The 18,594-nt window shown below is 36.3% G+C and carries 13 protein-coding genes; 6 read left to right on the plus strand and 7 right to left on the minus strand.

The window, feature by feature from the left end; genetic code table 11:
- Nucleotide 1 precedes the first annotated feature (1 nt).
- Nucleotides 2-1,675 carry a hypothetical protein gene (locus tag ACYH9I_RS07030; protein ID WP_483559913.1) on the minus strand — a complete coding sequence of 558 codons (1,674 nt, stop codon included), beginning with the start codon at nucleotides 1,673-1,675 and terminating at the stop codon, nucleotides 2-4.
- A 341-nt stretch (nucleotides 1,676-2,016) separates the two neighbouring features.
- On the opposite strand from ACYH9I_RS07030, the gene ACYH9I_RS07035 reads away from it, so the two are divergent.
- Complete coding sequence (locus ACYH9I_RS07035) at nucleotides 2,017-4,659, plus strand: tetratricopeptide repeat protein (RefSeq protein ID WP_483559915.1); 2,643 nt, start codon at nucleotides 2,017-2,019, stop codon at nucleotides 4,657-4,659.
- 39 nt (nucleotides 4,660-4,698) lie between these two features.
- Nucleotides 4,699-5,022 (plus strand): hypothetical protein, encoded by a 324-nt coding sequence (locus tag ACYH9I_RS07040; protein WP_091350508.1) that lies wholly within the window; start codon nucleotides 4,699-4,701, stop codon nucleotides 5,020-5,022.
- A 77-nt stretch (nucleotides 5,023-5,099) separates the two neighbouring features.
- Here the strand turns inward: ACYH9I_RS07040 and ACYH9I_RS07045 are convergent, their stop codons facing one another.
- Both ACYH9I_RS07045 and ACYH9I_RS07050 read right to left on the minus strand, forming a co-directional pair.
- Entirely contained in the window at nucleotides 5,100-6,086 is a 987-nt protein-coding gene (locus tag ACYH9I_RS07045; RefSeq protein ID WP_483559917.1) for a putative type VI secretion system effector, read from the minus strand.
- A 37-nt stretch (nucleotides 6,087-6,123) separates the two neighbouring features.
- Nucleotides 6,124-6,921, minus strand: coding sequence for a hypothetical protein (locus tag ACYH9I_RS07050; RefSeq protein WP_091350513.1), 798 nt, complete (start codon nucleotides 6,919-6,921; stop codon nucleotides 6,124-6,126).
- Nucleotides 6,922-7,175: 254 nt separating this feature from the next.
- On the opposite strand from ACYH9I_RS07050, the gene ppnN reads away from it, so the two are divergent.
- Nucleotides 7,176-8,552 carry a nucleotide 5'-monophosphate nucleosidase PpnN gene (gene ppnN / locus ACYH9I_RS07055; RefSeq protein WP_091350515.1) on the plus strand — a complete coding sequence of 459 codons (1,377 nt, stop codon included), beginning with the start codon at nucleotides 7,176-7,178 and terminating at the stop codon, nucleotides 8,550-8,552.
- Nucleotides 8,553-8,639: 87 nt separating this feature from the next.
- Here ppnN and radA read toward each other — a convergent pair whose 3' ends face one another.
- The 4 genes from radA to ACYH9I_RS07075 form a co-directional block, all read right to left on the minus strand.
- On the minus strand, nucleotides 8,640-10,019 hold the full coding sequence (gene radA, locus ACYH9I_RS07060; protein WP_483559919.1) for a DNA repair protein RadA: 1,380 nt from the start codon (nucleotides 10,017-10,019) through the stop codon (nucleotides 8,640-8,642).
- 9 nt (nucleotides 10,020-10,028) lie between these two features.
- Nucleotides 10,029-11,003: a phosphoserine phosphatase gene (gene serB / locus ACYH9I_RS07065; RefSeq protein ID WP_483559920.1), complete on the minus strand. Its 975-nt coding sequence runs from the start codon at nucleotides 11,001-11,003 to the stop codon at nucleotides 10,029-10,031.
- A 235-nt stretch (nucleotides 11,004-11,238) separates the two neighbouring features.
- Nucleotides 11,239-12,528 carry a 16S rRNA (cytosine(967)-C(5))-methyltransferase RsmB gene (gene rsmB, locus ACYH9I_RS07070; protein WP_483559921.1) on the minus strand — a complete coding sequence of 430 codons (1,290 nt, stop codon included), beginning with the start codon at nucleotides 12,526-12,528 and terminating at the stop codon, nucleotides 11,239-11,241.
- Between the two features lie 29 nt (nucleotides 12,529-12,557).
- On the minus strand, nucleotides 12,558-13,901 hold the full coding sequence (locus ACYH9I_RS07075; RefSeq protein WP_483559923.1) for a Na+/H+ antiporter family protein: 1,344 nt from the start codon (nucleotides 13,899-13,901) through the stop codon (nucleotides 12,558-12,560).
- Nucleotides 13,902-14,068: 167 nt separating this feature from the next.
- Between ACYH9I_RS07075 and ACYH9I_RS07080 the strand changes: the two genes are divergently transcribed.
- The 3 genes from ACYH9I_RS07080 (at nucleotide 14,069) to plsB (ending at nucleotide 18,521) form a co-directional block, all read left to right on the plus strand.
- Nucleotides 14,069-14,941 carry a shikimate dehydrogenase gene (locus tag ACYH9I_RS07080; RefSeq protein WP_483559924.1) on the plus strand — a complete coding sequence of 291 codons (873 nt, stop codon included), beginning with the start codon at nucleotides 14,069-14,071 and terminating at the stop codon, nucleotides 14,939-14,941.
- A 114-nt stretch (nucleotides 14,942-15,055) separates the two neighbouring features.
- Complete coding sequence (aroD, locus tag ACYH9I_RS07085) at nucleotides 15,056-15,829, plus strand: type I 3-dehydroquinate dehydratase (protein WP_483559926.1); 774 nt, start codon at nucleotides 15,056-15,058, stop codon at nucleotides 15,827-15,829.
- A 256-nt stretch (nucleotides 15,830-16,085) separates the two neighbouring features.
- Nucleotides 16,086-18,521, plus strand: coding sequence for a glycerol-3-phosphate 1-O-acyltransferase PlsB (gene plsB, locus ACYH9I_RS07090; protein ID WP_483559928.1), 2,436 nt, complete (start codon nucleotides 16,086-16,088; stop codon nucleotides 18,519-18,521).
- Nucleotides 18,522-18,594: the final 73 nt, after the last annotated feature.

The following is an 18,594-nucleotide window of genomic DNA, read 5'->3' on the forward strand; positions in this document are numbered from 1 at the left end:
GCTAAGGTCTGGTGCAAACAGCGTAATTGGAGTAGCGGTCGCTGCTGACGCGGCCGCTCCTCGAGGAGACAATGAACCTATTGCTATTTTGACGTGCTCTGTCACTTGTCCAGTATCCGTTGACGAAGCCCGCATCAACGTAGTTGTTCATGCAGCCCCACTCAGTGAAAAATCCAGCTCCTATATAACGCATGTAATTATTAAGTGGTGCATGAGGGCTGGCGCTGATCATGCCGTCACAACCTGATGAACCTGGTTCATAACTAGGACAAAGCGAGTTAGTTAAATCCTTGACCTTTGACAAACGATAACCCAAACGACCACACCAAGATATTTGGTTAGACTGTGTATCCTGTTTATTACCCCGATGGACGAACCACTGCCTCAACACAAATCCATACCTCACTTCATTACCACGACCGTCTCTGCCCACCAACTCAAAGGTCTGTGGCAAAGAAGGGACGGTAAGCCCACTAGGACTATTTGAACTTATTTGACTACTACTTGCCCTAGGACCACTTAACGTTACCCGTGTTACATAACTAGATTTATCAGGAATCCATCTATCTTCGCTTGGCTGCCTCCAACTCACCGTTGCTCTTATACTACCATTCGTGACAACAAACCACGTCAACTGACTTGCATCGAATCCACCCATGTCTAAATCAAAATACAAACCATCAGCACCCGTTGTAGGAAAATTTTGGTCGTAAGATGATGGACTTGTTGACTGAACTAAAAAACCCCTATTAGGATTCCATATGTTAGCTGGACCTGCATAGAAAGAGCTGATATTTAAAAACAAAGTCGGCCTTGCGTAACAAATAACTGGCTGTGACGGAAAAGTGATATAATAATCCGCTGTTCCTCTAATAAATGTACTACTTTTTGGCACACCATAACGGGTCTCTAAAGCTCCCCCTGTACTACTTAAGTTTACCTTATAAGGAGCTTTACATATATCATCTAATGAAGTACTACGACTAACGGTATTGCCATCTCTATCCTTTATTACTAACGATATACTCCCTGATGCAGTAACACCATTTGTACCCTGACCATCTCCATCATCATCTCCCCACTTCCCTTGTGTTATTAGACTATTTAAACTAATAGATGTTGTTCCCGACGGCAATACCGTATGAATATCATTAAATGTTATTCCAGCAGGAACCATTATCGGGTTTGTCAAACTCGATGTGTTTGTCGATGACGTGATACGCCTTCCATCTGGCAACTCTATTGCCAAAAAAGTGTCCGTATTAGTTGCCTTTGTCTGTCCTCCATCAAACGTTAAATACGGCGCACTCCCCTCTATGACCCTTGATGTATGTGCCGTTAACGCCACAGAACTCTGCGTATAGGACAATAACAACAATGCCGCAAAGAATAATGCCGATTTAGATAACAATGATGGTCTAAACAATAATGGCGGTTTGAATACTAATGGTGGTTTTAACAACCACTTGGATATCGACGATAATTTTGCCGAAGAGGTTGTCGAAGAACACGCCGAGAACATCGCCAGTAAAGACCGTGATGACGGCGCCGATTTCGCTACGCGAAATGACTTCGGTGATGAAAATAAGAACTGTGTCTGATTTAGACTACGATGAAATTGAAAAAGATTTAGGGCATAGGTTTGGCAGGCCATGTGCCATGTGCCATGTGCCATACATGGTAACGCATTTCGATTATCCTGTCAAGTAATTTTTTGTTTTATTTACATTTTTTATAACTGACTGCTCGACTAACGAGCTTTCCCTTGCTTTTAAAGCGCTTAAATTATAATCGGTTGAGTAATTATGCGCTAGCTTTTTTGTTAAATATTTGTAAAGTTTTGTTAACCCTGCCAATTGGTTACATAATAAACTGAATAAAATACAATAAGTTAAATCAGTTGATTTTATTGAGTTTGATTGGCTGTTATGCGGTGAATTGATGATTTAGATGTTGCTAATTTAATGATATACCACTACCCTTTAGGCTGTTTGCGATTAATATGGACGATAATTAATGCGAAATTTAAAATTATTATCTTTATTTTCAATGGTGTGTGCTTTTTCAAGTAATGCCTTTGCCGATACAATTTCACAAAACGTTTGGTCTTTGGCAATAAATAAGCACGATAGTGTTGCTCAATATACAGTTGCTCATGCTTATAACCCTTTGGTTGAAAATAAAGATTTGGACTGTGAAACAAATCAGTTTTATCTCAAGTCAAAAAATAAAAAATTGGAAGGATGCTATGATAAATCGGCCGATAAATATATCGAATTTTTAACTAAAGCAGCCGAAAATTCATCCCCATCCCCCCTTGCCCAAACAGACTTGGGCATCGCCTATATTGAGGGAGAATTAGTCGCTAAAGATATTAAAAAAGGTTTGTATTGGTTAGAAAAGGCCGCATCACCCATTTCAGATAAAGCAAAACTTAGTCTAACTGAAGGAAACAGTAAATTTGACAAGCAATTAATGAAAAATGGCGTAGGTCTAGCTCAATATGTATTAGGTAAACTTTATCATCAAGGCATAGAGGTTAAAGCTGATTATGATAAAGCAATAAAATACTATGAAATGGCAAGCCAAAGTGATGATTTTGGCTCTTACGATGCACCGCAATATCAACTTTATCAACTCTATAAAAATAAAGTTAATAACCCCAAAATGGCTTTATATTGGCTTGAACAGAGTTTGGGGAATATGAAATATAATGATGAATGGGATGCAGCAACCGAGATAGTCGACTATTTTTTGGACGGAGGCCAGATAGATGGTTCAAAATCAGAACAACCTAATTACCCATGGGCAGCTAAATGGTTAATTGAATTTGTAAAAGGTCGATCACTTGAAGATGAGACTAGGCAAAAAATGGCTTTTCAGCTAGCTTGGCTTTATTTAAACGGTTTAGGCGTTGAAAGGGATCCCAAGGAAGCGGCAACATATTATCATTTAGGGATGAACATTAATCCTGATGTTAATTTCGATATTCAATCGTCTAATGAGCAAACACTGCAAGAGCAGTTTTTACTTAATGTAATTAAACCTATTTATGAAAATATCGATAATAACCAAACAATTGAATATAGTTCTTTTTATGAAACAATTTATCCTGATAAATTTAAAAAAATACAAGCTAAACTCGATTATGCCAATAATCTTTATATTGAAAACGCCAGTAAAACCGTAGAAGCGATTTTTGGTGATAATTTAAAAGATGAACAAATTTTTTATGCTCAACTTGACAAAGAGCTACAATCCTATAGCGATTTAGAAGAATTCCCTCATACTTCTCCTTTGCTGGCATTAGCTCAACATCGTGGAATTGCTTATGGTTTTTATCGTGATGCTGAAAACCTTATGGGTAAGTCAAGCAATGAATTAATCAAGCTTTACCAAGCTGCATTGAAAATTGAGCCAAATAATCCAATAATTTTATACCGATTTGGTACGTTATATGATTTTATTCTTCAAGATACCAACACAGCAATATCATATTACAAGCAGGCCGCTGATTTAGGGGATGCAGCGGCAAATTATCGGTTAGGGGTAATTTATTATTTAGGAAAAAACATTGAGCAAAATTATCATGAAGCTTGGCGATATCTTGACTTGGCGGCAAAACAATATTATGTACCAGCACAAAATTTTTTGATCACTATCGACAAATCACACCCTGAATTTGAATGGTTAACTACACAATACATTGAGCATCAGCAAACTTACCGTTCACCAACGGTAATGGTTGATGGTGAGGATTGGCTAAAGGTACAAAAGGCAAATAATCCGTCACCTAAAGTGATTTATCATCTTACAAAACATAATTCTGATCGTAATGGTCTAAAAACTTATGAGGGTTGCAAAGCCGCAATTGAGTTGGCAACACAGGGCAATACCTTGGCGCAGAGAGAATTAGTTAAACAATTAAATAAGAATTATTTTCTTTGTACACCAGAGCAAAATTTAATTTTTTCTTGGATTGATAGCATCTATAAGGATGATCAATATAAGCAATTCTTAAAATTGAAATACTACAAATTTACCAAAACAGATGAGCAATATCAAAAAGAGCTTAATAATTTAGCAGATAATCAAAATCATTATGCGATCATTGAATTATTGAATAATACTCAGAGATATTACGATTCAAGAGATGATAATTACCTTTCAAAAATCAAAATGTTGCTTAAGTCAGGTAATGTTAGTGCTGCCGAATTACTTATCAGATATTATACTTTAGATTCTTATTTAAATTCTGATTATCGTCAAATTCCCAATAGCATTTACCAACACACTAAAGCGATTTTATTAAGAAATGATTTAGCCGATTATGTTTCGGCATTGCCTGAACAGACTTATACCGAGCCGAAATATATTTATGCTGATAACATGCTTTCATCTTCTGATATTTATCAAATGTGGTTTGAACTTGCCGATATGCATGAGCAAGGTGTTGATATTCCAAAAAATAACATTTTTGCCTATGTTTGGTACAGTTTATTGGTAGAGCATAATCAAACCCAAGCATTAAATAAAGTACAAGAATTAAAAGCACAATTAACAGCAGAACAATTAACAAAAACGAATGATAAACTTAATCAATACCGTAATTTATATCGTTTTCTTCCTTTAACCCATGTGGAATTAAACCAAGAATAGGTATGTTTAAGTTTAGCGAGTTAATACAGGATATTAGGGATGAATGATTCAATTATTATATCGAGCAAAACAACTTCCCGCTCAAAATTTTGGGTATTTGCTATAGTGTTATTAATATTAACAATAAGTGGCGGATATTATTTATGGCAGGAAAATAATCTTTCCATTCAATCATTTTTCCCTATCAAGGAAAAGGTGGTAAAAATTTATGATACAAATCAAGAACTTTATAATTCTAGAGGTCAAACAGTGGCATTTAAATGCATTGTATCGATCAAATATGGCGATAACCCAATAAGTTATAATTTTATTTCTAGCTATGATAATGAGCAAAAATTTCTTGAAAATTGTATACCACTATAAAACCAAATAACAATAAACACGGGATTTTGCCCGTGTTTTTGTTTCCAAAGCTGAATAAAACACTCAACAACTAACCATTATTGCCCATGGCTGTCATCGTGGTTTTCGGTATGAATAACGTTAATATAGCTAGGGATGGCTGGCGTATTAACATAAAAGAATGCCCATTGAATCCCGTCTATTTTTTTGGTTTGGCGTAAATATTGTTTTAGTAATATATCGTCCTGAGAATCATCTTCTGATTGCTGATGTATATAATGATCAATAAACTCATTATATGTATCTTCATCAGTCGCTAAATATCCATTGTGATTTTCACAATATTGTTTATATAAATCGAATAATTTGTCGACAAAAACATTATATTCTTTTTCAATATCAAACGTTTTAGGATTACTATACCCCAAAGTCGCAAAAATCTTATCAGCAATAGCAGAACCGGATTTTGATTTTTTTAATGCAGAAGAGAATAAATAAGTTGGTAAAATAAAAAATAATCCCATAACAGCCATAAGAAGTAGCGAAAAATTATTTTTAGAAAAGGCCATTACTACAAAATAAAAGAAAGTAAATACCCCCAATCCTCCAGCACCAATAAGGAAAATACGCGGTAAAATAGGTATATTTAGTTTTGAATTGCCAGCTTCTGTTCCCTCTGTTGCATAAGGATGTAACCATAAAAGCTTATCGGCAGGACGGCGTAATGCATAAGCAAAATAGCTTCCACCAGCTAGTGGATCAACAACCGCCTCCACGTAGTCTCCCTCATTAAAAAAGGTTCGACAAAATGCGCCTTCAATCACCTTATCACCTAATTTACAGCAAAAATACTGCTCAATATCGGCTGTATCGTAATCAATGTTTTCAATTTTTGCTGAAGTTATTTTCATACTATTAGCCATAGAAACTAAATCTAAATGCCCTATTGTTAGTAAATTGACATCAGGGCGTCCAGCTAGTTTGCGAGCATTAAGATAACTTTCTCGCGTGTCATAGACCTCCAGATCGGTGATATAACCAGTAATAATTTGGTAATAATGGCTATCGCCTATATTCTGTTCCATATTTTTTATTCCTTATATTTATCTGTTGAATTATTTGTTATTTTTTGTTTCGTTCATCAATGACTTTAACCCAATTAGGTAAAGTTGGCGTTCTACAGTAGTAATTTGTTAATGCTTTAAATTCTTTGAATTTTTCAAAGTCAGGGCTCTGTGGATCGTTAAATATTTCAGGATCATTGATTCGATACAATTTTTTAAAGCGTTCCTTTTCTTTTTCAGAATCATATTTCCACGGTTTTTCATACCCAAAACAGGCATAAATTTGATTAGAAATAAAAGAGTATCCTCCTCCACCTATCAAAAAAGAAACAATAATTGCAATGATCCACCCCAAAAAACAGTATTTAAATATGTTAAAAATATAATTTAATGAACAATCGTTAACTAGTTCAATAATTAACAAAATAAGTAGGAAAACAACGGCAAATACCGTCATCAAAATAAAAATAACTTTTAAAAGTGGGAACGTTGTTAAACCAATATGTTGCGGGAAAATTATCGCATGTTGTTTCGGAATTCGTACGGCATAAGGCTGGTAAACATCATTTTTTTTCGGCTTAACAAGCATTTCAACATAATCGCCCTCATTAAAACCAATCCTGTTAAGCCTTCCCTCTACTTTTTTATTGCCGATCTGGCAACAAAAGCGTTGCCCCCTTAAAGGCGGACGACAACAAATAAAAAAGCAAATCAATGCTATAATTGAACAAAACACCGCATAAAAATCTTTTTCTATTCGATCCGTCATCGTCAGCTTAGTGTCAGTTTGTTGCGGATTTTTATCTACTTGTAAACAACTTACAGTTCCTTTTAATAAGTAAAAATCATTCCTCATTAACTCTATACCTTGTTGAATTTCATAATTAAAATACCAAATAATTTTATAGCATGATTAAGCTATTAACCACAATAAAAATTAATTCATTTAATATTTAACTCAAAATAAGTTACTTAATTTTGAACATTTATTCAAAATTATCAATTAAAAACAAAGTGTTGAATTGATTAAATTGATCCACTTTTCCTATTCAATCAGTTTGAGTATATAATAGTCGTTTTGTTGATAAAACCGTCAAAATAGAGGTTGTGATGATTACCCATATTAGCCCATTAGGATCAATGGATTTACTCGCTCAGGCTGAAGTCGATCTTTTAAAAAAGTCAGCAAACAGCGAGCTTTATCAATTATATCGGAATTGCTCATTAGCAACATTAAATGCCGGCAGCAAAACCGATAACACCAAGGATCTGTTAGATAGATTTAAGTCTTTTGAAATTAATGTGATCAGTAAAGAGCGCGGTGTTAAATTAGAATTAGTGAATGCCCCTGAAAGCGCTTTTGTTGATGGTAAGATCATCCGCTCCATTCAAGCCAATCTGTTTGCTGTATTACGCGATATTTTATTTTTAAATAGTCAAATTACTGCCATTAAAGAGTTAATAGAAAATATCAAGCTTGAAAAAGATCATTCATTCTATATTTCTAACCTTGTGTTTTCGATTTTACGTAATGCCAATGCGCTACATGTAGGCGAAGAGCCTAATTTGATCGTTTGTTGGGGTGGACATTCCATTAATGAAAACGAATATTACTATGCTCGCCAAGTGGGAATGCAACTGGGTTTACGTGAGCTGAACATTTGCACTGGTTGTGGCCCCGGTGTAATGGAAGCACCAATGAAAGGAGCTGCGGTTGGTCATGCACAACAGCGTTATAAAGAGAGCCGTTTTATTGGCATGACTGAACCGTCAATTATCGCCGCAGAGCCCCCTAATGCGTTAGTCAATGAGCTAATTATTATGCCCGATATCGAAAAACGTCTTGAAGCGTTTGTGCGAATGGCGCATGGCATTATCATCTTTCCAGGTGGACCAGGTACAGCCGAAGAGCTACTTTATATTCTGGGTATTTTGCTAAATCCAGCCAATAAACAGCAAACATTGCCGTTGATTTTAACTGGCCCTAAAGAGTGTGAAGCCTATTTTGCTTCTATCGATAACTTTATTCGTAGCACATTAGGCGATGAAGCAACTAAGCTTTATCAAATTGTGATTGATTCACCGGAACAGGTCGCTCGCATTATGAAAGAGGGTGTTAAGCACGTTAAATCTTCACGATTAAAAACCGGCGATGCTTATGGATTTAATTGGCTATTAAAAATCGATGAATCATTGCAACATCCTTTTGAGCCAACACATGCCAATATGGCGTCATTAAATCTTCATCGTGATCAACCAGTCGAACTGTTAGCCGCTGATTTGCGTCGTGCGTTTTCAGGTATTGTCGCTGGCAATGTTAAAGAGTTTGGTATGAAGCAAATTGCAGAAAAAGGTCCTTATAAGTTACAAGGCGATAGCGAAATTATGAAACAAATGGATAATTTATTGCGTAGCTTTATTAAGCAAGATCGTATGAAGTTACCGGGCGGAACGGCTTATCAACCATGTTATGAGCTCTGTTATTAGTGCCTATTTGGTAACCTAATTTTAATACTCTATTTATGCCTTACCGCCAAGGTCGCTCAGTGGTAAGGCAACTAAGTGTATTTTTAGCTAAAAATTACTTAAAATATCTAACACTTCTGATATTTTCTTTACCCCAAAAATTTGCATATTTTCTGGTTTCTTTTTAGGCATATTGGCAATCGGTACAATTGCTTTTTTAAAACCATGTTTAGCAGCTTCTGAAATACGTTCTTGTCCACTTGGTACGGGACGAATTTCGCCGCCAAGGCCAATCTCACCAAAAATCACAATATCTTGAGGTAAAGGCCGATTACGGAAACTGGACACTAAGGCCGAAATTAACGCTAAATCGGCACTGGTTTCGGTTACTTTAACACCACCAACCACATTAACAAAAATATCTTGATCGGCCATTTGCAATCCCCCATGCCTGTGTAACACAGCAAGCAATAACGCAAGTCGATTTTGATCTAAACCAACAGTCACACGTCTTGGGTTACCATACATAGAGTGATCGACAAGGGCTTGGATTTCAACGAGTAATGGGCGCGTGCCTTCCCACAGTACCATAACCGAACTACCGGGTAGCATTTCATCTCCACGGCTTAAAAAGATGGCTGATGGATTATTAACCTCTTTTAAACCTTGTTCGGTCATAGCAAACACACCCAGTTCATTCACTGCTCCAAAGCGGTTTTTGTGGCTTCGCAGTGTTCTAAAACGTGAATCGGCATCGCCATCCAATAAAATTGAACAGTCAATGCAATGCTCAAGCACTTTTGGCCCTGCAAGCGAACCATCTTTGGTTACATGCCCAACCATAATAATGGCAATCCCTTTGGTTTTGGCAAAACGTGTTAAATAAGCCGCCGTTTCGCGTACTTGTGCAACACTGCCGGGGGATGATTGGATATCAGTCAAGTGCATTACTTGAATTGAGTCAATCACCATTAGTTTAGGTTGTGACTGATCGGCCAGTAAGCATATTTGTTCAATGCTGGTTTCGGACAGCATATTGATATTATCAGCAGGTAAACCCAATCGGTGTGCACGCATTGCAACTTGTTGAAGGGATTCTTCACCTGTTACATAAAGTGTATTCATTTTTGATGAGAGCTTACTCATGGTTTGCAGTAACAATGTACTTTTACCTGCTCCCGGGTTACCACCAATAAGAATAGCACAGCCCGGCACAACGCCCCCACCAAGCACGCGGTCAAATTCTGAAAATCCAGTTGAAAACCGAGGTAATGCCTCTAAACTGATTTCGGATAATTTTTGAATTTTAGCCTGCCCAGCACCACTACCCGCATACCCCGTTAATCGGTCATTACGCGATGATGCGCTAGCAAGTCTAACTTCGGTAATAGTGTTCCAAGCATGACATGAGCTACATTGCCCTTGCCAACGCGGGTAATCTGCTCCGCAATCATTACAAACATAAGCACGTTTTACTGCTTTTGCCAATTTAATCTCCTAACCTTCACTTAATAAACTAGTGGATAAAATACACCATAGCCCCGTTAAATCAGCATAGTTAATGCTAATCCTAGCCTTTTCAACCACTTTAGGTTTACCATGATAAGCGACTCCAAGACCAGCAATACGGATCATCATCAAATCATTGGCACCATCACCAATGGCGACAGTTTGCTCAATAGGAATTTCCAATGATGCCGCTAGCTGTTGTAATGTTCTTGCTTTATATTTAGCATCAACAATTTGCCCTTTGACTTTACCGGTTAATTTGCCATGTTTAATCTCTAATTCATTGGCATAGCTATCAACTAGTTTTAATTTTTGCTTTAAGTGATCAGCAAAATAGGTAAATCCCCCCGACGCAATGGCAACATGCCAGTTTTTTTTATGCAGTTCTTTTACTAAATAAGTCAGCCCCGAAGTCAGCGGTAAATTGTCTTTGACTTGATCTAAAATAGCTTGATGTGCGCCTTTTAAGGTTGCCACTCGTTTGCGTAAACTGCTAGCAAAATCAAGCTCACCACGCATTGCTTGTTCGGTCACTGCGGCAACTTGTTCACCAACCCCTTGCAATTTGGCAAGCTCATCAATACATTCAATACCAATCGCTGTCGAATCCATGTCCATAACAAGTAACCCCGGGGAGCGTAGCGTGGGTAAATTATCGATTGGGGCAACATCAATACCTAATGCTAATGAAATCGATTTGGCTTTTTTAGGTATCACCCCTGCAATACGAACAATTTGGTAAGTTTTGATTTTCCATGATGAAACAATCACCATAGGCATAGTTAACTGATTTTGGAATTTTGACAAGATAGTCTTATTTAATTTTTTGCCATAAATAATCCAGCCTGTTTTACCGGCATTATAATCTAAAGGAACCACTTCACAACCATTTAATGAAAGGGGTAAACCTTGCCAATGTTGAATATTTTCAGGTAAATCATTATAGGTAAGCGTATAAGCCATATTAAAACGTCTTCATAACATAAAATAAGCCCAAAATTTACCATAACTACTAAAGATTGTCCAAGTTAGGATTTAGTTGTACCTTCACCCATTTTTATACTTAAACAAAATATTAAATGAAACTTTTTAACAGCATAAAGACTAGCATTAACACTTTATGATTTGAATAACTCTAGTTATAGCAACCAAATAATAAATAAAAATAGGAGTGAGCAGTTAGACACAAGCAAATTAATTACACTTTATTTAAAACAGCATAAAAGAAACCATCACCACCATTTTCAGTAGGTAAAAATTGTTTAAGTTCACCTTGCAATTTGGCGTTGGGATTTTCTTGTAAAAAATGTTCAATTTGTAATTTATTTTCGTCAGGTAAAATTGAGCAAGTAGCATAAACTAATGTGCCACCAATTTTTAAATAAGCCCAGATTTTAGTTAAAATAGTGTATTGTAATTCCGTCAACTGCGCTATATCACTATCACGGCGTAACCATTTGATATCAGGATGACGACGAATAACCCCCGTTGCCGAGCAAGGTGCATCAAGTAAAATACGGTCAAAACTTCGCCCTTTACACCAATTTTCGGGCGTTAGCCCATCTCCTACTTTCACTTCAGCTTGCTGTTTTAAGCGAGCTAAGTTTTCAACAATACGTTTTACTCGGTTAGGATCAATATCTACCGCTAAAACTTGCGCTTTTGGAGCAACGTCTAAAATATGTGTGGTTTTACCACCAGGAGCTGCGCACATATCCAAAATGTGCTCGCCATTTTGTGGAGCAAGCAAATAAGCTGCATATTGAGCGGACAGATCTTGTACAGTAACAGCACCCTCATTAAAATATGGCAATTTGTTCACATTGACAGGAGACAATAATCGCAGTGCACTAGGTAACTCTGGAAAGCTATCGGATTCAATTTGTTGCTCAGCAAGTAATTGTTGGTACTCACTGACTGAATATTGATTAAGATTAACCCGTAACCACATTGGTGGCTTTTGATTATTAGCATTAACGATGGTTTGCCATTGCTGTGGATAGGCTTGTTTAAGACGAGTTAACAACCAGCTTGGGTGTAATGTTTGCTGGTTTTGTTGCTTACTATCTTGTGTAAATGTTTGTTGTAATGAGGTTTGTTGGCGTAAAAATTCGCGTAGTACGCCATTTATTAATCCTTTAAGTTGTGTTTTTTTAAGTGTATTAACAGCATTGACTGTTTCGCCAACTGCAGCATGTTCTGGGATTCGGGTATAAAGAATCTGGTAAATCCCCACTAACAATAAATAGTGCAAAATTCTATTTTTACCGGTTAACACTTTACTCATTAAGGAGTGAATATAGAAATTAAGTTCTGGTAATACTCGCATCACACCAAAACAGATTTCTTGCACTAATGCCTTATCTTTATCGGCTATTTGATGACTTAAAGCTGTCAATGTCGCACTTAATGACTGCCCCTCTTCCAGCACGTTAAAAATAGCTTGCGCACAAACTGCACGAATATTTTGGTGTAATTTATTATTCATAATGACCTAAACGACAACAATTATGTTGATTATAAGATTAATGATCCAACCCAACCCGCAATAAATAGCGGAATATTAAAATGGGTAAATGTAGGGATAACACTATCGCGAATATGATCATGTTGTCCATCACTATTCAGCCCAGCCGATGTTGCCAAAATGGTATCCGATGGAGGCGAACCCGCATCACCAATCGCACCCGACGCACCAATTAAACAGACAGTAGCAATTGGCGAAAAACCAAGTTGAACACACAGTGGCACATAAACGGCGGCAATAATAGGTACAGTCGAAAATGACGAACCAATACCTAATGTAATCACTAACCCAATTAACATCATTACAAAAGCAGCAACAATTTTGTTACCCGCAAATAAAGCAGCACTGTTCATGACTAGTGGTTCAATTTCGTGAGTCTGCTTAAGTACTTCGGCAAAGCCTTGTGCTGAAATCATCACAAAGCCAATCATTGCCATCATTTTAATACCATCAGTAAACACCCCATCGGCTTCACCCCACTTTATTGACCCCGATACAATAAAACAGATAAAACCAATTAAAGCACCTAAAATCATTGACCCAGTATAAAGTTGAATAGCAAATGAAAGAACAATTGCCAATAACGACACTATCAATGAACGCTTATTGACGTTATTTAACATATCAAGGTTTTTCTGTTCATGGATAAGTTTATATTCTCTTGGTTTACGGTAGCTGACAAAAATTGCCCATAACAAACCAGCAAACATTCCTAATGCTGGGATCGCCATGGCATGCATTACATTGACATGACTCACATCCATTCCCGATGCAGTAATATTTTTTAATAAAATTTGATTCAAAAAGATGTTACCAAAACCAACAGGTAAAAACATATACGGAGTAATAAGCCCAAATGTCATAATACAGGCAATCATTCGTCTATCGAGTTGTAATCGCGACATCACATATAAAAGAGGCGGAATTAAAAGCGGTATAAATGCAATATGAATGGGAATGACATTTTGTGAGGAAACACTTACTAGCGCAATAATAATAATTAATAACCATTTAATACGCTTTTTAGCACTACTTGTTGTAAGCTGTTGTATTGCTTTATCAGCCAATAGCTCTGGTAAACCAGATTTTGATATCGCCACCGCAAAAGCACCGAGCATAGCGTAAGAAAGTGCAATGTTGGCACCATTACTGATGCCTGTATTAAAAGCATCAATCGTTTCTTTTAGAGACAAATGACTAAATAAACCACCAATAAAAGCCCCAATAATTAAGCTAATAACCACATGAACACGACAAAGTGACAAAATTAACATACAAATTACCGCTATCACAACGGCATTTATCGACGAGAACAACTCAAGTATTGTATTCATAAATATATTTTTAATTAATGAACAAAGTTCATTATTCTAGGCGATACATGGTTAAAGTGCAATTGATAGTGTATACTCACTCTTGTTTGGTAGACAAAATCCTAAATATATTGTTGAAGAATTATTAAAAATAAAACCAAAGCAAAACTGGTTGTGGAGAATGGTTAATGAGAAGTAATATCGACGGAAATTTTTTATTGATTGGTTTAATGGCATATCCTATTCGCCATAGTTTATCCCCACAAATGCAAAATACCCTTTATGCTAAAATGAATGTGCCTTATGTTTATTTGGCGTTTGAAGTTGACCAAGAAAAACTCCCTGATGCAATTAAAGGCCTCCGAGCATTAGGTCTACGCGGTAGTGCAGTATCTATGCCCAACAAGCAACTCGTCTGCCAATACCTTGATAAACTAACTCCAGCCGTTGAGATGAGTGGAGCATGTAACACTATTTCAAATGATAATGGTGTTTTAACAGGTTATAACACTGATGGTATGGGTTACATGCGTATGCTCAAAGAAGCTAACATTGATGTGATAGGCAAAAAAATTACCATCCTTGGTGCTGGTGGTGCAGGCACCGCCATTGCCGTGCAAGCTGCTCTTGATGGCGTGAAAGAAATCGTGATATTTAATCAAAAAGATGATTGCTATACCAAAATAGAAGCAGTTGCAAAAAAATTGAACCAAAATACGCAATGCCATGTACGTGTTATCGATCTTGCCGACAACAAGCAGCTACGCCATGAAATAGCAACAAGTACTGTTCTTTGTAATGCAACAGGCGTCGGGATGAAGCCATTAGAAGGTCAAAGTTTAATTACCGATCCTACCATGTTACACTCAGATCTTATTGTGACAGACTGTATTTACTGCCCACGTAAAACAAAACTACTAGAAATGGCCGAACAACAAGGTTGCAAAACCTTAAATGGAATTGGCATGATGCTATGGCAAGGGGCTGCACAAATAAAAATATGGACAGGCGAAGAAGCACCCATCGAATACGTAAAAGAGAAAATGGGCTTTAACGATTAGTTCAACTTTATGTGATAACATTATATTAACTTGTCTTATTCTATTGTTTTATTTAAATATAATCCATAAAATAAAACCCTATAATAAAATTGTCGACAATTAACAGGAAATAAAATGAAAACAGTCACTATTAAACAACTTGAGATCGGTGTAGGCGCACCAAAGATTATTGTACCGATTGTTGGTAAAACTCAAGCAGAATTAATTGAGGAAGTTAAGTTTTTGCAATCAATTGATTTTGATGTTTTAGAGTGGCGAGTCGATCATTTTACCCAAGTTGATGACATTCATGCGGTTAAACAAGTCGCTAAAATAATTGTAGATTTATTACCAAATAAACCACTTTTATTCACCTTTAGAACGGTAAACGAAGGCGGAGCGAAACCTTGGGCATTATCCTCTTATATTCAATTAAATAAAGAAATGGCCTGTAGTGGGCTTGTCGATCTGATTGATGTTGAAGTATTTATTGGCGATGATTATGTAAAAGATATTATTGATATTGCACACAAAAATCAGGTCTTTGTTATAGCTTCAAACCATGATTTTGAAAAAACACCGCCTAAAAATGATATCGTTAATCGATTACGAAAAATGCAAGATTTAGGGGCTGATATTCCTAAAATTGCCGTTATGCCCAAAACCACGAATGATGTATTAACCTTACTGGCTGCCACCACCGAAATGAACGAAAAATATGCTATAAAACCGATTATTACTATGTCAATGGCGGGGCTAGGCGCTATTAGTCGTATTGCGGGTTCGACATTTGGTTCAGCAATGACCTTTGGTGCTGCAAAAAATGCATCGGCACCCGGACAATTGGATGTTAATCAATTACGATATATTTTAGAAGTATTACACCAAAACAATAAGTTAACTCAGTAACGGTAGATTATTTCAGAAAACTGTTAGTTATCTTAATAAATCAATAGATAGTAATATATAATCAACATTAGCATAAAAGCCAATTCGGTTCGTGGCGTTGATAGCAATAAACCGTTATAATTTGACTTTAGGTTGTTTTAATCATATTGTCTAAAGATTACGCAAATTTACTAACGATTGGGTAATAACAAGTATATACTCAATTCATCGCTTTTTAAGTATATGAATAACGCAAAAGTATGAGGTTTATTTTTTTATGTTTTCTTGGTGGACTAAAGTCTATTTTTTTCTTATCCAACTTTTGATCAAAATTTTTGTTAAAAGTAAACCGATTCCTACTGACCCAATAGCAGAATTAAACCTTGATACTGATAGGCCAATTTTATATGTCCTACCTTACAATTCTCAAATCGATTTAATGGTAATTCGCTCTCTGTGTTTGCAATATAATTTACCGGATCCATTAATTGGTATCAATATCAACGGAAAAACCGTTCCTGCTTATATCTATATTGATAAAGGCCCCGGTATTTTTGCATCTAACCAACAAAGAAAAAAATCTATTAGTATTTTAAGAGATTATATTTCTGCACATCAACAAAATCATGATCTTGATATTCAAATGTTACCCGTTTCGGTCATGTTTGGACGTCGGCCAGATAAAGAAGGTAAAAAAAAGCTATCGCTACAAGTACTTGGTGCAACTAGTAAATTTCTAAAAATAATCACATCAGGAAGAGACTGTTATACACGTTTTTCTCATACTGTTTCGTTTAAAGATATTCATGTTGATAAACAAGATCTTTCAGTGTTAGCACATAAACTGGCCCGCGTTGCACGTATTCATTTTGCAAAACAACGCATGGCTTCAATTGGTCCTAAACTGCCTGTTCGCCAAGCAATGTTGAATAATCTCCTCAAAAAACAAGCACTTTCAGAAGCAATACGAGAAGAAGCCAAAAGTAAAAATATCAGTCTTGATAAAGCAAAAAAAAATGCATTAGCTAATTTAAACGAAATTGCCGCTAATTTTTCTTATCATATGCTTAGAGTGACTGATTTTGTCCTTACTTGGGCGTGGAATAGGCTTTATCAAGGGCTCAAAGTGACCAATGCAGATCCCGTTCGCGAATTAGCACAAAATGGACAAGAGATTGTCTATGTACCTTGTCATCGTAGTCATATGGATTACTTATTATTATCTTATGTACTTTATCGACAAGGGTTAGTACCTCCTCATATTGCTGCTGGTATTAATTTAAACTTTTGGCCTGCCGGCCCTATTTTTAGACGATTAGGTGCGTTTTTTATTCGTCGTTCATTCCGTGGTAATAAACTCTATACATCCGTTTTTCGAGAATATTTAGCAGAGTTATTTATTCGTGGTTATGCTGTTGAGTATTTTATTGAAGGTGGGCGCTCACGTACAGGTCGGTTACTTGATCCTAAAACGGGTATGTTAATGATGACAATTCAAACATTACTACGTGGTGATGCAAGACCGATTGCCATTGTTCCTGTTTATATTGGTTATGAACATGTATTAGAGGTCGCAACCTATGCCAACGAATTGCGTGGAGCTAAAAAAGAAAAAGAGAGTTTATGGCGTACTATCAAAGCATTTTTAAAACTAAAAAAATTAGGATTTGGTTATGTTAACTTTGGTCAACCTATTCCATTAAATCAATTTCTAAACCAACACGTTCCAGAATGGCGAGATGCTATCGAACCAACAGGAACCCAACGCCCACAATGGTTGACCCCAACAACTAACTTACTTGCTAAGAAAATTATGGAACACATCAATTCATCAGCGGCAATTAACGCGATGAACTTATGTTGCTCAATATTATTGGCTGCAGACCAACGTGCACTCACCAAAGTTAGACTTGTTGAACATATTGATTATCTTTTAAAATTACTTAAAAAAGTCCCTTATTCAAATTTAATTACTATTCCAGATCAGACACCCGAAGAATTATTTGAACACGCTAAAGATATGGGGAAATTCATTATTACCACCGACAAAGTTGGCGAAATGGTCGGTCTTACTACCGAACAAGCAGTATTAATGACGTATTATCGCAATAATATTCAGCATTTGCTGATTATCCCTGCTATCATAGCCAGAATTGTGCTTAAACATAACCACATATCATCTGACGAAATCTTAGAACAAGTAAAGCGACTTTTCCCTTTAATCAAATCAGAGTTATTCCTTTATCATAATGATGAACAACTTACTGAATATGTACAACAAATCATTGCAACTTATACCGAGTTGAATTTAATTAATGATTCGACAGATAAGTTGGTAGTAAATTATTTAAAAATTTCAGGATTACAATTACTTGCTTCATCATCTAGAGATACACTGCAACGTTATGCTATTGCGTTTTCTTTATTACAAAAAGATCCAACAATTAGCAGGGCAACGCTAGAAAAAGAAGGCCGATTAATTGCCGAGCGATTATCTGTATTACACGGTATTAATTCCCCTGAGTTCTTTGATAAGGGCGTATTTTCAACTCTTGTTGCATCGCTACGTGAACAAGGTTATCTAGATGATGAAGGTGACGAAAACATACCAAAAATTGAAAAAATGAACGAAATCCTTAAACCACTTATTACCACAAGGGTAATGCAAACCATTGACGAAATTAACCCTTTAACAAAGCAATCCAATAGCTAAGTTCACTAATGCAGTTTGCCCATTTATCAAAATGGGCAAATTTAGGCCAATAATAAACCAATCAATAGAGAAT

This window comes from Gilliamella sp. X-23 (assembly GCF_057063545.1).

What these genes read in the sequence shown, in the direction of transcription:
- ACYH9I_RS07030 (WP_483559913.1), bottom strand. Translation starts at nt 1,675, where the DNA reads ATGGCACATGGCACATGGCACATGGCCTGCCAAACCTATGCCCTAAAT.
- ACYH9I_RS07035 (WP_483559915.1), top strand. Translation starts at nt 2,017, where the DNA reads ATGCGAAATTTAAAATTATTATCTTTATTTTCAATGGTGTGTGCTTTT.
- ACYH9I_RS07040 (WP_091350508.1), top strand. Translation starts at nt 4,699, where the DNA reads ATGAATGATTCAATTATTATATCGAGCAAAACAACTTCCCGCTCAAAA.
- ACYH9I_RS07045 (WP_483559917.1), bottom strand. Translation starts at nt 6,086, where the DNA reads ATGGAACAGAATATAGGCGATAGCCATTATTACCAAATTATTACTGGT.
- ACYH9I_RS07050 (WP_091350513.1), bottom strand. Translation starts at nt 6,921, where the DNA reads ATGAGGAATGATTTTTACTTATTAAAAGGAACTGTAAGTTGTTTACAA.
- ppnN (WP_091350515.1), top strand. Translation starts at nt 7,176, where the DNA reads ATGATTACCCATATTAGCCCATTAGGATCAATGGATTTACTCGCTCAG.
- serB (WP_483559920.1), bottom strand. Translation starts at nt 11,003, where the DNA reads ATGGCTTATACGCTTACCTATAATGATTTACCTGAAAATATTCAACAT.
- rsmB (WP_483559921.1), bottom strand. Translation starts at nt 12,528, where the DNA reads ATGAATAATAAATTACACCAAAATATTCGTGCAGTTTGTGCGCAAGCT.
- ACYH9I_RS07075 (WP_483559923.1), bottom strand. Translation starts at nt 13,901, where the DNA reads ATGAATACAATACTTGAGTTGTTCTCGTCGATAAATGCCGTTGTGATA.
- ACYH9I_RS07080 (WP_483559924.1), top strand. Translation starts at nt 14,069, where the DNA reads ATGAGAAGTAATATCGACGGAAATTTTTTATTGATTGGTTTAATGGCA.
- aroD (WP_483559926.1), top strand. Translation starts at nt 15,056, where the DNA reads ATGAAAACAGTCACTATTAAACAACTTGAGATCGGTGTAGGCGCACCA.
- plsB (WP_483559928.1), top strand. Translation starts at nt 16,086, where the DNA reads ATGTTTTCTTGGTGGACTAAAGTCTATTTTTTTCTTATCCAACTTTTG.